This is a genomic window from Nonomuraea polychroma, from assembly GCF_004011505.1.
GTDB lineage: Bacteria > Actinomycetota > Actinomycetes > Streptosporangiales > Streptosporangiaceae > Nonomuraea > Nonomuraea polychroma.
The window spans coordinates 11,053,487-11,065,902 of record NZ_SAUN01000001.1 but is presented as its reverse complement, the minus strand read 5'-3'; the positions used below and the strand labels follow the sequence as shown (position 1 = coordinate 11,065,902).

Sequence of the window (12,416 nt, the reverse complement as noted above, 5' to 3'; positions counted from 1 at the left end):
GACACGCATGCAGTCGATCGCCAGGTTCTGCGGCCAGTGCAACTGTGGTGTGGAGGCCGCGAAGAGCGGGTCTCCGGACAGCCTGGCGCTCGCCCACTGAGCGACCAGTGAGTACAGCCGCGGCCTTGCTGGCCGGCGGGGTCGCCGCGGGGCTGGTGGCGGGGACCGCGACGTGCACCGCCGCGCAGGGCGGGCTGCTCATGGGCCTGGTCGACCGGGAGCACGGCCGTGATCCGGCTCTGGTGGGGTGGTTCCTGGCGGGGCGGCTGGCCTCGTACACGCTGGCCGGGGCGCTCCTGGGGCTGCTCGGCTCGGTCGTCAGCCTGCCGCCCGAGGCACGGGCGGCGCTGCTGGTCACGGCCGGTGTCACGGTGATCGTCTTCGCCGTCCGAGCCATGCGGCGCCGGCACTGCGCGGCGCCGCGCGACGGCCAGATCTCCCGCTACAAGGCCCCGCTGCTGGGCGCGGCCACCATCCTCGTGCCGTGCGGCGTCACGCTGAGCATGGAGATGATCGCCATCTCCAGCGGCTCGCCGCTGGCGGGGGCCGCCGCCATGGCGGGCTTCGTCGTCGGGACCACCCCGGCGTTCGCGCTGCTCGGCTACGCATTGCGATGGATCTCTCGCACCAGCCTCGTCAGGCTGGCCGGGGTCGTGGCGATCGCCGCCGGGCTCTGGACCGTGGGCGCCGGGCTCAGACTGGGCGGCTGGCTGCCCGAGACCGCACCACCCGCGACGACCGGTCCCGTGTCACGGACCGTCACCATCTGGGCGACGCGTGACGGCTACCGTCCGGCCACGGTGCCCGCCCCCGCGGGCGTCCCGGTCGAGATCGTCTTCAAGCAGGCCGACCGCGGGTGCACCGGCACGGTGGTGATCGACGGCCGCGACGTCGTGCTGCCGGCCACCGTACGGCTGCCGCCCCAGCCGCCCGGCACGCTGCGTTACGTCTGCGGGATGGGCATGTACGCGGGCTTCATCAACTTCTCGTAGTTCCTTATCTTGTCGGTGATTACGCTCCGCGATCGCGCGATCACATGTCACCCTGTCGCCATGGCCTGGCAAGGAGAAGTGGCGGCGCCTGCCATACCGGCGCCCCGCGTGGGAGACGAGCCCGAGTTGCTGGCCGCCGCGCAAGCCGGCGACCCGCAGGCCGCGCACCGGCTCGGCAAGCTCTATGCGCAGCACGGCGACAAGGTGGCCGCCCGACACTGGTGGGAGCGGGCCGCCCTGGGCGGCAACGTCGACAGCGCCTTCAACCTGGGCGTCTGGCACGAGAAACACGGCAGCCTGGACGCGGCGATCACCTGGTACGAGACGGCCGCCGCGACCGGCGACGCCGAGGCCGCGACCAACCTGGCGACGCTCCTGCTGGAGCAGCGTGGCGACGTGGCGGCGGCCAGAAGGTGGTTCGAGAACGCGGCCCTCGCCGGTTCCAGGGCCGCGGCCCGCAGGCTGGCGCTGGTGTGCGAGGACGCGGGCGAGCTCGGGGCGGCACGCGAGTGGTATCGCCGGGCGGCGGTCGACGGCGACCCGGCCTCGGCGCACGACCTCGGTTTCCTGGCCTACGCGGCGGGCGACGACGAGGAGACCGTGCGCTGGTGGGAGTACGCCGCGAGGGCCGGCCACGCCGAGTCCGCGTACTGCATGGGCCTCTATCTGAACGCCGGCCGCGACCCCGAGGGCGCCGAGGCGTACTTCCGGCTGGCCGCCAAGAGCGAGCACCCGGGCGCCGCCTCCTGGCTCGGCGGGATCGCGCTGTCCAGGGGCGACCTGAGGACCGCACGAGCCTGGTTCGAGCAGGCCGCGAACGCGGGCCGGATCGAGGACCAGCGGATGGCCGGGTTCGTCTGCGTGGAGCTGGGCGACTGCGGGGCGGCCAGCCACTGGTTCGGCCGGGCGGCGGCCGGCGGGGACGCCGAGTCGGCCTTCAACTACGGCCTGCTGCTCATCGCCGAGTTCGGCGACCTGGCCGGCGGCCGGCACTGGTTCCGCCAGGCCGCGCAGGCCGGCCACCACGGGGCGGCACTCGAGCTGGGCGGGCTGTTGACGGCGGCCGGCGAGCTGGGCGAGGCACGGGAGTGGTTGTCCGACCCGCCGCCACCCTCCTGGACCGGCCCCGCCGAGCCCGAGCTGGCCGCGCGGGCCGAGCTGGCCGCCGCCGCCACAGGCCGCAGGGACGGCGTCCCTCTGGACGTGGCGGCCTTGACCGAGGTCCTGGGCACCTGGGACGTGGTGACCAGGCCGCTGCACGACCATTCCGACGTGGTGGGGTGGCTGGTGCAGCGCAGCGGCGTGCACCTGAGCGCCATCGAGCACCTGGCATCGGTACGCGGCACCCTGCTACGTCCGGGCAGCGCGCCGTGGCCGAGCCCCGGCGAGATCCAGCACGTCCTGGCCACCGCCCGGGACCTGCGGAAGCGGCTCGGCGTGCGCTAACGCTGGCCGAGGTGGAACAGGTTGCCCTCGTCGTCCTTGAAAACCGCCGACCAGCCCCACGGCTCCTGCTTCGGCGCCTGCGTGAACTCCACGCCGCGGGCGGCGAGCTCCTCGTGCGTCTTGACGATGTCGTCCGCCTGGAACAACACGTAGTTGGGCATGTCCTTGACCAGCGCGGGCCACTTGGGGTCGGCCTTGATGATGACCAGCCGGGTGCCACCGGCGGGCGGTTCGACCTCGATCCAGCGGTCCTCGCCGTACGGCATGTCTCTGGTGACGGTGAAACCCGCCTTGCCGCTCCAGAAGTCGACGGCCCGCTGCTGGTCCTCGACGTAGATGGTGACCTGGCTGATGCCGAGCGACATTGCTCCTCCTCATGGTTGTATCCGAGTTGGATATAACCACCGCGATGCTATGGTGTCAATCATGCTCACCGCCGCCGGCTTCTACGTGCTGCTCGCCCTGGCCGGCGGCGCTGGGCACGGCTACGCGGTGATGCGGTTCGTCGAGGAGGTCAGCGGCGGCGCCGTGCGCCTGGGGCCCGGCACGCTCTATCGGACGATCAGCCGGCTGGTGGCCGACGGCCTGGTCGAGGAGTCCGACGACGCCGACCCCGCCGCGCCGCACGACGCCAGGCGGCGCTACTACAAGCTGACGCCGGAGGGCGAGCGGGCCGCGCGGGCCGAGGCCGAGCTGATGGCCCGCATGGTGAGCGCGGCGAGAGAGGCAGGATTGATCGCATGACATCGCTACGCCCCCAGGGGCTGTGCCCGCACCTGTTCGTCCGCGACGCGGAGTCGGCGATCGCCTTCTACCGCGAAGGCCTGGGCGCGGTGGAGGTGTTCCGCAACACGCTGTCCGACGGGACGATCCTCTTCGTGGAGCTGCAGCTCGGTGCCGGCCGACTGCTGGTGAGCGAGGAGACGCCGGGCCTGGGCGCGCTGGCGCCGCCGACGCTGGGCGGCAGCCCGGTCCTGATCCTGCTGGAGGTGGGCGACCCCGACGCGATGGCCGAGCGGGCGATCGACGCCGGGGCCGAGGTGGAGCAGCCGGTGCGAGAGGTGTTCTGGGGCGAGCGGTACGGCGTGCTCCGCGATCCCTTCGGCCACCGGTGGGCGGTGACGACGGCAAGGGAGCAGCTGACACCCGACGAGATCGTCCGGGGCACGACATACCGCTCGGAGGAGGACTAGACGACCTCGGCGACCGGCGTGAACGGCAGGCCGAGCGCCTCGGCGACCGGCTGGTTCGTCAGCAGGCCTGCGTGCGTGTTGAGGCCGCCCGCAAGGCCGGTGTCCGCCTTGACCGCGTCGCGCCAGCCCCGGTTGGCCAGCTTGACCGCGTACGGCAGGGTCGCGTTGGTCAGCGCGTACGTGGAGGTGTTGGCCACCGAGCCGGGCATGTTGGCCACGCAGTAGAAGACCGACTCGTGCACCTTGTACGTCGGCTCGGCGTGCGTGGTCGGGCGCGAGTCCTCGAAGCAGCCGCCCTGGTCGATGGCGATGTCGACGAGCACCGAGCCCGGCTTCATCCGCGCGACCAGGTCGTTGGAGACCAGCGTCGGGGCCTTCGCGCCGGGGATCAGCACCGCGCCGATGACCAGGTCGGCCTGCAGGACCTCCTGCTCGATCGCGTACCGGGTGGAGACCAGCGTCTTGAGCCGGCCCTGGTAGATGGCGTCGATGTAACGCAGGCGGTCGATGTTGGTGTCGAGCACCGTGACCTCGGCGCCCATGCCGACGGCGATCTGCGCCGCGTTCAGCCCGGAGACGCCGCCGCCGATCACAACGATCTTCGCCGGCGCCACGCCCGGCACGCCGCCCGGCAGGATGCCGCGGCCGCCGTTGAAGCGCATGAGGTTGTACGCGCCCACCTGCGGCGCCAGGCGCCCCGCGACCTCGGACATCGGGGCGAGCAGCGGCAGCGCGTTGCCGACCTGGACGGTCTCGTACGCGATGCCGGTCGTCCTGGCGGTCAGCAGCGCGTCCGTGCAGGCGCGGGAGGCGGCCAGGTGCAGGTATGTGAACAACACCAGCCCTTCGCGCAGCCGGTGGTACTCCTCGGCGATCGGCTCCTTGACCTTGAGCACCATCTCCGCCTCGCCCCACACGGCGTCGGCGCTCTCGATGATCTTCGCGCCCGCCGCGAGGTATTCCTCGTCCGTGATGTGCGAGCCCAGGCCCGCGCCCTGCTGGACGAGGACGTCATGGCCGTTGCGCACCAGTTCGTGAACGCCCGCGGGCGTGGCGGCGACACGGTACTCGTGGTTCTTGACCTCGGCGGGGACGCCGATCTTCATGGCGGTGGTTCCTTTCGGGAACCGGCACACCGTTGTGCCGGATGGAGGGGGTACTACAACCGGGCCCAGGCCTCGGTCAGCACGCCGCGGAGGACGGATCCGATCTCCTCGAACTCCTCGGGACCGGCGATGAGCGGGGGCGCGAGCTGGATGACGGGGTCGCCGCGGTCGTCGGCCCGGCAGTAGAGCCCCGCGTCGAACAGCGCCTTCGACAGGAAACCGCGCAGCAGCCGCTCCGACTCGTCCGCGGTGAACGTCTCCTTGGTGGCCTTGTCCTTGACCAGCTCGATGCCCCAGAAGTAGCCGGCGCCGCGCACGTCGCCGACGATCGGCAGGTCGCGCAGGTCGTCGAGGGTCTGCTTGAACAGCGGCTCGTTCCTCGTCACGTGCCCGAGCAGGTCCTCGCGCTCGAAGATGTCGAGGTTGGCCAGCGCCACGGCCGCGGACACGGGGTGCCCGCCGAAGGTGTAGCCGTGCGCGAACATTTCGTCGCCGCTCTTGAACGGCTCGAACAGCCGATCGTGCGCGATCATGGCACCGATGGGCGAGTAGCCGCTGGTCATGCCCTTGGCGCAGGTGATGATGTCCGGCACGTAGTCGAACTTCTGGCCGCCGAACATGGTGCCCAGCCGGCCGAAGGCGCAGATGACCTCGTCGGAGACCAGCAGCACGTCGTACTCGTCGCAGATCTCGCGCAGGCGCTGCCAGTAGCCGGGGGGCGGCGGGAAGCAGCCGCCGGCGTTCTGCACGGGCTCGGCGAAGACGGCGGCCACCGTGTCGGGGCCCTCCATCTCGATGGCGCGGGCGACGCGGTCGGCGGCCCAGATGCCGTACTCCTCGGGCGTCATGCCCTTGACGCCGGTGATCTCGTCCGCCCGGTAGTGGTTGGTGTTGGGAACGCGCACGGACCCCGGCACCAGAGGCTCGAACATCTGCTTGAACGCCGGGATGCCGGTGATCGACAACGCGCCCTGCGGGGTGCCGTGGTAGGCGATCTGCCGGCTGATGACCTTGTGCTTGAGCGGCTTGCCGATCAGCTTGTAGTACTGCTTGGCCAGCTTCCACGCGGTCTCGACGGCCTCGCCGCCGCCGGTGGTGAAGAAGACGCGGTTCAGGTCGCCGGGAGCGAGCGCGGCCAGACGCTGGGCCAGCTCGGCCGCCTTGGGGTGGGCATAGGACCACAGCGGGAAGAACGCCAGCTCCTGGGCCTGCTTGGCGGCGGCATCGGCCAACTCCTGGCGTCCGTGGCCGACCTGGACCACGAACAGACCGGCCAGGCCGTCGAGGTAACGCTTGCCGTGGATGTCGTAGACGTACGCACCTTCACCCCGCACGATGGTCGGGATCTCGGACTGCTCGTACGCGCTGTGTCTGGTGAAGTGCAACCACAGGTGATCTTGCGCGGCCTTCAGGACGTCGTGTTCCGGCTGCGTCATGGCTATCTTCCCTCGTCAGTGAACTCCCCACAGTCTGCATGTTCACTTCGAATTTGCCAAGCGAATCGGTCGCGGCATTGTGCATGAAAGTCGGGATCCGCAGAACCACTATGTAACAGCAACGAAATCCGCATGTAGATTGGGCCGGCAGGTCGCGCGTGTCCCCGCATCCATGGGGCTTGTGTGATCCAATGAGAGGCAAACTGTCCAGATTTTGTTGACCGGGGGACCGTCCGTTGACTCCTGACCAGATTGAGAGCGCCGTCGCCGCCTCGATGCCCCAGGCCATCGAGGAGCTCAAGCGACTGGCCGCCATCCCCTCCGTGGCCTTCCCCGGGCACCCGGAAGAGCCGGTGTTCGCCGCCGCCGCGGTGACGGAAGAGCTGCTGCGTTCCGTCGGCCTGCCGCACGTTCAGCAGGTGGCCGTCGAGGGCAGTTTTCCCGCGATCTACGGCGAGGCCCCCGCGCCGCCCGGCACGCCGACGGTCCTGCTGTACGCGCACTACGACGTGCAGCCCGCGGGCGACCCGGCTTCCTGGCGCACGCCGCCCTTCGAGCCGACCCTGATCGACGGCCGCCTGTACGGCCGGGGCTGCGCGGACGACAAGTCGGGCATCATTTCCCACATCACTGCCCTGCGTGCTTTCCAGGGCCGTTTCCCCGTGGGCATCAAGGTCATCATTGAGGGCCAGGAGGAGTACGCGGGCGAGCGCCTGGAGGCGTTCGTCGAGCGCAATCCCGACCTGCTGCGGGCCGACGCCATCGTGGTGGCCGACACCGGCAACCCGCGCGTCGGCGACCCGGCCGTCACCACGTCGCTGCGCGGCATGGCGGCCTTCACCATCGAGGTCCGCAGCTTGAAGGAGGCCGTGCACAGCGGCTCCTTCGGCGGCGCCGCTCCCGACGCGCTGGCCGCCCTGATGCGCATGCTGACCGCACTGCACGACGACAACGGCGACATCCGCGTGCCCGGGCTGCCGCGCGGATCCTTCCTCGGGCACGGGCCGTCGGAGGAGGAGTTCAGGAAGACGGCGGGCGTCCTCGACGGTGTGTCGCTGGTGGGCTCGGGGTCGCTGGCGGACCGGCTCTGGTCCTCCTACGCGATCACCGTCACCGGCCTCGACGTGCCGACGGTGTCCGGCGCCGTGAACGCCGTGCAGCCGGTCTCGCGTGCCCGCGTCACGGTGCGCGTGCCCCCGGCCGGAGACCCGAAGACGACCGTGAACGCGGTGGTGGAGTTCCTGCGTCAGGTCGCGCCGTGGGGTGTGCAGGTGTCGTTCGGCGACTTCACGGTGGGCTCGGGCTTCCAGGCGGACTCGGGCGGCAAGGCCCGTTCGGCCCTGAACCGGGCGATGGAGCGGGCCTTCGGCCGGCCGCCGCGCGACGTCGGCGCGGGCGGCTCGATCCCGCTGGTGAACACGCTGCTGAAGCAGTTCCCCGCGGCGGAGATCCTGTTGTTCGGTGCGGAGGATGAGGACGCGGCGATCCACGCGCCGAACGAGCGGGTGGATCTGGAGGAACTCCGCAAGGTGGCCACGACCGAGGCCCTGTTCCTCCAGGAGCTCAGCCTTCCCTCGGCGCTGGGCATCTAGAGGTGTGAGCAGAGCTCGATCAGCTGCCGGTGGGAGCCCTGTGTGCCCTCCGGCAGCTGATCGGGCCGGCACCACTTCGCTTCCAGGATCTCCAGCGGGTCGAGCTTGAGCGTGCCGCCCGTCAGCACGGCCTCGTAGGCCACCTCCACCCGCAGGCTGAATCCGCTCTTCAGCCGGATGAGCCGGCCTGTCTTCACGGTCAGGCCGGTCTCTTCGAGGACCTCCCGTTCGACGGTGTGCTCGAACGTCTCGGACCGCTTCGCGTACCCGGTGGGGAATCCCCATTGGCGGCCGTCCGGCCACAGCCGGTGCTTGAGCAGGAGCACCCGGCCTTCGTCGTCGCGTACGACGCCGGTGACGCCGACCATGAACGTGGCGTGCTTCAGCCACACCAGCCGCCACTGCAGGCGGCCGCCCAGCGACCTCCACACCCGGGTGAGCAGCCGTAGCACTGTGCCCCCTTCGACGTGATCGTTCTCTAGAGTCTGTGTCATGGACTGGCAGGAATGGCATGACGAATACGATCGCCCGGAGTCACGACTGTCCCAGCGGCTGCGGGTCGTCCAGAGCCGTATCCGGCAAGCGTTGGACGCCGCGGCGCCCGGGCCGGTGAGAGTGATCAGCATATGCGCGGGGCAGGGCCGTGACCTTCTCCCCGTGCTGGCCGAGCATCCACGCCGTGGTGACGTGCGAGCACGTCTTGTGGAGCTGGATCCGGGCAACACCGAGGCCGCGCGATCCGCGGCCGAGGCCGCCGGGCTGGATCAGGTCGACGTGGTGACGGGCGACGCGACGCTCACCGACCAGTATCAGGGCATGGCGCCGGCGGACATCGTGATGTTGTGCGGGATCTTCGGCAACATCAGCGATGACGACATCAAGCGCGCCGTCGGGTTCTCCCCGCACCTGTGCGCCGGCGGCGGCACGGTGATCTGGACCCGCCATCGCCGTGCACCCGACCTCGTCCCGGTGATCTGCGGTTGGTTCGAAGAGCTCGGCTTCGAGCGGGAATGGGTGTCGGACCCGGAGGCCGGCTTCGGTGTGGGCGTCCATCGTTTCCCCGGCCCGCCCCAGCCGCTGGCGGTCGGTGAGCGGATGTTCAGCTTCGCCAATCGATGAGGGCGAGGAGCCGTTCCGCCTGAGCCGTGTCCGCGGCGGTCAGGGCGATGCCCTTGATGAGGGCCAGCAGGTCCCGTACGTCGAGGTCGGCGCGAACGGCATGCGCCTGCTTGGCCGCGTCCAGCAGCGCGGACGCGGTGGTGAGCATGGACTCGTGCCACTTCGCGACCAGGTCCGTGCTCTGGCCGTCGATGGCGGCCAGAGCGAGGTCGCGTTTGGCGGTGATGTGCGCCATGAACAGGCGCAGCCACTCGTGAAGGGCCTCCGCCGCGCCGTCGGCGGCCAGGAGTGCCTGGCCGCGTGCGCAGAGCCGGATGACCTCGTCGGCGTAGACGGCCACCAGGAGATCTGATCGGGTCGGGAAATGTCGGTACATGGTGGCGTTGCCGACCCCGGCCCGACGGGCCACCTCGTCGAGGGGAGCGTCAGTGCCGCGCTCGGCGAAGACCTGAGCGGCTGCGGCCAGCAGCAGATCGTAGTTGCGCTGCGCGTCCGCGCGGCGGGGGCGCGTTGCCGCCATTCGTCTCCTTGCTAAATGGGGAACTCTCCGGCTGCCCCGGACGACCGACGATCTGCACCGCCTCGAGCACATTCGCGACCTGCTCGTCGGCCTTGGCTGGGACGCCACCGGCGCCTCCTTCGCGATCTTCTCCCACGAGGGTTTCGCGGCCGACCTGGAGGCGGCCGCCGATGGACGGGTCCATCTCCTCGACATCGAGTCCATGTACGCGCCTCAGTAGCGCAAACGATCAGCCCGTTTCTCAGCCCTCACAACCCGGCCACGGGGCATTTGCGCAACTTTTCTTTTCTATCTCGAGAAGCGCCAGCTGGTCTGGCTATATTCGCCCTTGCGGAAGCCCAGCACCTTGACCGGGCGCACCTGGAACACCAGCGCCTCCCCGCCCTGCGGGTGGGTGAACACGCCGTCCCCCACGTCGAAGTGCCACGCGCTGCCGTACTTCGACTCCCAGGCGTCGGCGAGGCTCTTGAGCGCGCCGGGGTCCGTGACGCGCTCGGCGGCGCCCTCGACCACCAGGTCGAGCCCTTCGTGCAGGGTGCTGGCACCGGTCGTGAGCGCGCAGTTGCGGTTGGACTCGAGGTTTCTGGCCTTCTGCTCCTCCGCTCCGGTGCAGAAGTAGATCGCGTCGTCCTGCCAGACGGCCAGCAGCGTGGTGACGTGCGGGCGGCCGTCGGCGCGTACGGTGGCCAGCCAGTACGTCTCCGCGCGTTCCAGCTGTTCGCGGGCCTGCGCCCAGGGGGTGGCCGTGGCGGTGGGATCGCTGAAACGGGCATCCAGTTTCGTGGTCGGTTCCATGGCATCTCCTAAGCCGGGCTCCTACGTTTGGACAGACCTACAGGAACTCAGGAACTCATCGGCGGAAGGTGAAGCGATGGCGACGTTCGCGCTGATTCACGGTGGCGGCGGGTCCGCCTGGGAATGGCATCTGGTGGCGGAGGAGCTGCGCGGCCGCGGCCACGAGGTCGTGGCGGTGGACCTGCCGATCGAGGACGAGTCCGCCGGGCTGTGGGACTATGCCGGCGCCGTGGTGGACGCCGTCGGGGAGCGGCGGGAGCTGGTCGTGGTGGCGCACTCGTGGGGCGGGTTCGTCGGCCCGCTCGTCTGCGCCCGCCTGCCTGCCGACCTCCTGGTGCTGGTCACGGCCATGATCCCGGTCCCGGGCGAGCCGCCGAACGACTGGTGGGAGAACACCGGCTTCGGGCACCAGGACATCAGCGACCCGATCCCGGTGTTCCTGCACGACGTGCCCAGGGAGCTGGCGGAGGAAGCGATCGGGAGAGGGCGCCCGCACGTGGGCAGGGCGCTGCGGGAGCCGTGGCCGCTGGAGGCGTGGCCGGACGTGCCGACCAGGTTCCTGTTGTGCCGCGACGATCGGTTCTTCACGCCGGAGTTCATGCGCGGTGTCGTACGCGACCGGCTGGGCGTCACGCCGGACGAGATCGACAGCGGCCACGCCCCGATGCTCGCGCGCCCCAAGGAGCTGGTCGATTACCTGACCGGCAGGTCGTAGACGCGGCGGACGCTGCTGCCGAGGCGGCTCACGTCGGCTCCGTACACGTGGATGGACACCCCGACCTCGCCGCTGGTGTTGAGGACCTTGTGGATGTCTCCGGGCGGGGCGAAGCCGCTGACCTCACCCGGCCGGTTGTCGGCGCGGCCGATCTCCAGCAGATGGTCGCCCATGTCCCGGTAGAGCGTCTCGTGCTCGATGCCGCTGATGATCCCGAACGTGCACCACGCCACGTGGTCGTGGATCACCGTCTCCTGGCCCGGGCGCCACACCACGGACACGATGGAGAAGTCCTCCTGGGCGTGGAGCGGGCGGGAGACGTACCCGTCGGGCGAGCCTTCGCGCTCCAGCGGCGTGAGGATGTCGAGGCCGGGGAGGCGGTCGCGGAGCAGGTCGGCGACGGTGTACGCGGTCCGTCGTGGCCCGAGCCGCCGGGACACGATGTCGGAGATGCCGGTCACGAGCGGCTCGAGGCCCGGCCTGGCAAGTGCAGTGGCGCCCATATTCATGGTATCCCCCTAGGGAAATCGGATCATCCTTCCCCTTCTACGGTCCTACGTCGCGACCGATAGGTCCAACAGAAGTCTTATAGGCGATCCATAGATATGATTGATGAATGCTGGATGTCGTCCGTCTCCGCGTCCTCCTCGCGGTCGCCCGCAAGGGCTCGCTGACCGCCGCCGCCAAGGAGCTGCACTACTCGCAGCCGTCCGTCAGCCACCACCTCGCCCGGCTGGAGGCGGAGACCGGCGCCCGGCTCATCCAGCGCGCGGGGCGCGGCATCAGGCTCACGGAGGCGGGCAGGCTGCTCGCCGAGCGGGCCGCGGAGATCATCGGCCGCCTCGACGCCACCGCCGAGGAGCTGGCCGCCCACGTGGGGCTGCGGTCCGGCCGCGTGCGGCTGGCCGCCTTCCCCTCGGCGCTCGGCACGTTCGTCCCGAAGGCGGCCACGCTGCTGGCCGCCGGCCATCCCGGGCTGCGCCTGCACCTCACCGAGACCGAGCCCCCTGAGGCACTCAGGCTGCTGCGGGCCGGGCGGGTGGACGTGGCGGTGGTCTTCAGGTACGACGACACCGCGCCCGAGGACAGCGGCATCACCATGATCCATCTCCTCGACGACCCCAGTTACCTGGTGTCCAGCACACCGACGGACGGGGAGCTGGCCGGGCATGCCGAGGCGTCCTGGATCGCGGGCTGCGACCGGTGCCGCAGCCACCTGCTGGACGTCTGCGAGAAGGCGGGCTTCGAGCCGCGGATCTCGTTCACCAGCGACGACATCGTGGCCGTGCAGGCGCTGGTGGCGGCGGGGCTGGGGCTGACGATGCTGCCGGGGCTGGCGTTGCGCGCTCACCAGCATCCTGACGTGGAGGTGGCGGAGGTGCCGGGCTCGACCAGGCACGTGTACGCCGCCGTCTACGGCGAACCGCCCCATCCTCCGGCCACCGACGCGCTGCTGGAGGCGCTGCGCATGGCGCTCAAAGAAAGCCTTTGACGCCGCCTCC

Annotated in this window: 15 protein-coding genes; 8 read left to right on the top strand and 7 right to left on the bottom strand. The window is 70.4% G+C overall.

What is annotated here, in order from left to right:
• The first annotated feature begins 107 nt into the window (after window positions 1–107).
• Together EDD27_RS51630 and EDD27_RS51625 are read left to right on the top strand one after the other, a co-directional pair.
• Window positions 108–992, top strand: coding sequence for an urease accessory protein UreH domain-containing protein (locus EDD27_RS51630; RefSeq protein WP_206642032.1), 885 nt, complete (start codon window positions 108–110; stop codon window positions 990–992).
• Between the two features lie 60 nt (window positions 993–1,052).
• Entirely contained in the window at window positions 1,053–2,438 is a 1,386-nt protein-coding gene (locus EDD27_RS51625) for an SEL1-like repeat protein (RefSeq protein ID WP_127940010.1), read from the top strand.
• Here the strand turns inward: EDD27_RS51625 and EDD27_RS51620 are convergent.
• Window positions 2,435–2,803, bottom strand: a complete 369-nt coding sequence (locus EDD27_RS51620; RefSeq protein WP_127940009.1) for a VOC family protein — start codon at window positions 2,801–2,803, stop codon at window positions 2,435–2,437. The two genes, EDD27_RS51625 and EDD27_RS51620, sit on opposite strands and share 4 nt — an antisense overlap.
• Window positions 2,804–2,864: 61 nt before the next feature.
• On the opposite strand from EDD27_RS51620, the gene EDD27_RS51615 reads away from it, so the two are divergent.
• Both EDD27_RS51615 and EDD27_RS51610 read left to right on the top strand, forming a co-directional pair.
• A complete protein-coding gene (locus tag EDD27_RS51615) occupies window positions 2,865–3,182 on the top strand; it encodes a PadR family transcriptional regulator (protein WP_206642031.1) in 318 nt (105 codons plus the stop codon).
• Window positions 3,179–3,631, top strand: coding sequence for a VOC family protein (locus EDD27_RS51610; protein ID WP_127940007.1), 453 nt, complete (start codon window positions 3,179–3,181; stop codon window positions 3,629–3,631). The genes EDD27_RS51615 and EDD27_RS51610 overlap by 4 nt, the downstream gene beginning before the upstream one ends.
• Here EDD27_RS51610 and ald read toward each other — a convergent pair.
• Together ald and EDD27_RS51600 are read right to left on the bottom strand one after the other, a co-directional pair.
• Window positions 3,628–4,737 (bottom strand): alanine dehydrogenase, encoded by a 1,110-nt coding sequence (ald, locus tag EDD27_RS51605; protein ID WP_127940006.1) that lies wholly within the window; start codon window positions 4,735–4,737, stop codon window positions 3,628–3,630. The two genes, EDD27_RS51610 and ald, sit on opposite strands and share 4 nt — an antisense overlap.
• Window positions 4,738–4,790: 53 nt before the next feature.
• Window positions 4,791–6,173: an aspartate aminotransferase family protein gene (locus EDD27_RS51600; protein ID WP_127940005.1), complete on the bottom strand. Its 1,383-nt coding sequence runs from the start codon at window positions 6,171–6,173 to the stop codon at window positions 4,791–4,793.
• A gap of 236 nt (window positions 6,174–6,409) precedes the next feature.
• On the opposite strand from EDD27_RS51600, the gene EDD27_RS51595 reads away from it, so the two are divergent.
• Window positions 6,410–7,765 (top strand): dipeptidase, encoded by a 1,356-nt coding sequence (locus EDD27_RS51595; protein ID WP_127940004.1) that lies wholly within the window; start codon window positions 6,410–6,412, stop codon window positions 7,763–7,765.
• Here the strand turns inward: EDD27_RS51595 and EDD27_RS51590 are convergent.
• Window positions 7,762–8,259: an NUDIX domain-containing protein gene (locus EDD27_RS51590; protein ID WP_241564708.1), complete on the bottom strand. Its 498-nt coding sequence runs from the start codon at window positions 8,257–8,259 to the stop codon at window positions 7,762–7,764. The two genes, EDD27_RS51595 and EDD27_RS51590, sit on opposite strands and share 4 nt — an antisense overlap.
• Here EDD27_RS51590 and EDD27_RS51585 point away from each other — a divergent pair.
• Window positions 8,258–8,884 carry a class I SAM-dependent methyltransferase family protein gene (locus tag EDD27_RS51585; RefSeq protein WP_127940003.1) on the top strand — a complete coding sequence of 209 codons (627 nt, stop codon included), beginning with the start codon at window positions 8,258–8,260 and terminating at the stop codon, window positions 8,882–8,884. The genes EDD27_RS51590 and EDD27_RS51585 overlap by 2 nt on opposite strands.
• Here the strand turns inward: EDD27_RS51585 and EDD27_RS51580 are convergent.
• A complete protein-coding gene (locus tag EDD27_RS51580) occupies window positions 8,865–9,404 on the bottom strand; it encodes a TetR/AcrR family transcriptional regulator (protein ID WP_127940002.1) in 540 nt (179 codons plus the stop codon). The two genes, EDD27_RS51585 and EDD27_RS51580, sit on opposite strands and share 20 nt — an antisense overlap.
• Before the next feature lie 288 nt (window positions 9,405–9,692).
• Entirely contained in the window at window positions 9,693–10,199 is a 507-nt protein-coding gene (locus tag EDD27_RS51575; protein WP_127940001.1) for a pyridoxamine 5'-phosphate oxidase family protein, read from the bottom strand.
• 76 nt (window positions 10,200–10,275) lie between these two features.
• On the opposite strand from EDD27_RS51575, the gene EDD27_RS51570 reads away from it, so the two are divergent.
• A complete protein-coding gene (locus EDD27_RS51570) occupies window positions 10,276–10,914 on the top strand; it encodes an alpha/beta fold hydrolase (protein WP_127940000.1) in 639 nt (212 codons plus the stop codon).
• Here the strand turns inward: EDD27_RS51570 and EDD27_RS51565 are convergent.
• On the bottom strand, window positions 10,893–11,417 hold the full coding sequence (locus EDD27_RS51565) for a cysteine dioxygenase family protein (protein ID WP_241564707.1): 525 nt from the start codon (window positions 11,415–11,417) through the stop codon (window positions 10,893–10,895). The two genes, EDD27_RS51570 and EDD27_RS51565, sit on opposite strands and share 22 nt — an antisense overlap.
• Before the next feature lie 113 nt (window positions 11,418–11,530).
• On the opposite strand from EDD27_RS51565, the gene EDD27_RS51560 reads away from it, so the two are divergent.
• Window positions 11,531–12,406 carry a LysR family transcriptional regulator gene (locus EDD27_RS51560; protein ID WP_127939998.1) on the top strand — a complete coding sequence of 292 codons (876 nt, stop codon included), beginning with the start codon at window positions 11,531–11,533 and terminating at the stop codon, window positions 12,404–12,406.
• Window positions 12,407–12,416: the final 10 nt, after the last annotated feature.

Bases quoted from the DNA above. Each gene is read 5' to 3' on its own strand.
- EDD27_RS51625 (WP_127940010.1), top strand. From the start codon at position 1,053: ATGGCCTGGCAAGGAGAAGTGGCGGCGCCTGCCATACCGGCGCCCCGC.
- EDD27_RS51620 (WP_127940009.1), bottom strand. From the start codon at position 2,803: ATGTCGCTCGGCATCAGCCAGGTCACCATCTACGTCGAGGACCAGCAG.
- EDD27_RS51615 (WP_206642031.1), top strand. From the start codon at position 2,865: ATGCTCACCGCCGCCGGCTTCTACGTGCTGCTCGCCCTGGCCGGCGGC.
- EDD27_RS51610 (WP_127940007.1), top strand. From the start codon at position 3,179: ATGACATCGCTACGCCCCCAGGGGCTGTGCCCGCACCTGTTCGTCCGC.
- ald (WP_127940006.1), bottom strand. From the start codon at position 4,737: ATGAAGATCGGCGTCCCCGCCGAGGTCAAGAACCACGAGTACCGTGTC.
- EDD27_RS51600 (WP_127940005.1), bottom strand. From the start codon at position 6,173: ATGACGCAGCCGGAACACGACGTCCTGAAGGCCGCGCAAGATCACCTG.
- EDD27_RS51585 (WP_127940003.1), top strand. From the start codon at position 8,258: ATGGACTGGCAGGAATGGCATGACGAATACGATCGCCCGGAGTCACGA.
- EDD27_RS51590 (WP_241564708.1), bottom strand. From the start codon at position 8,259: ATGACACAGACTCTAGAGAACGATCACGTCGAAGGGGGCACAGTGCTA.
- EDD27_RS51580 (WP_127940002.1), bottom strand. From the start codon at position 9,404: ATGGCGGCAACGCGCCCCCGCCGCGCGGACGCGCAGCGCAACTACGAT.
- EDD27_RS51575 (WP_127940001.1), bottom strand. From the start codon at position 10,199: ATGGAACCGACCACGAAACTGGATGCCCGTTTCAGCGATCCCACCGCC.
- EDD27_RS51570 (WP_127940000.1), top strand. From the start codon at position 10,276: ATGGCGACGTTCGCGCTGATTCACGGTGGCGGCGGGTCCGCCTGGGAA.
- EDD27_RS51565 (WP_241564707.1), bottom strand. From the start codon at position 11,417: ATGGGCGCCACTGCACTTGCCAGGCCGGGCCTCGAGCCGCTCGTGACC.
- EDD27_RS51560 (WP_127939998.1), top strand. From the start codon at position 11,531: ATGCTGGATGTCGTCCGTCTCCGCGTCCTCCTCGCGGTCGCCCGCAAG.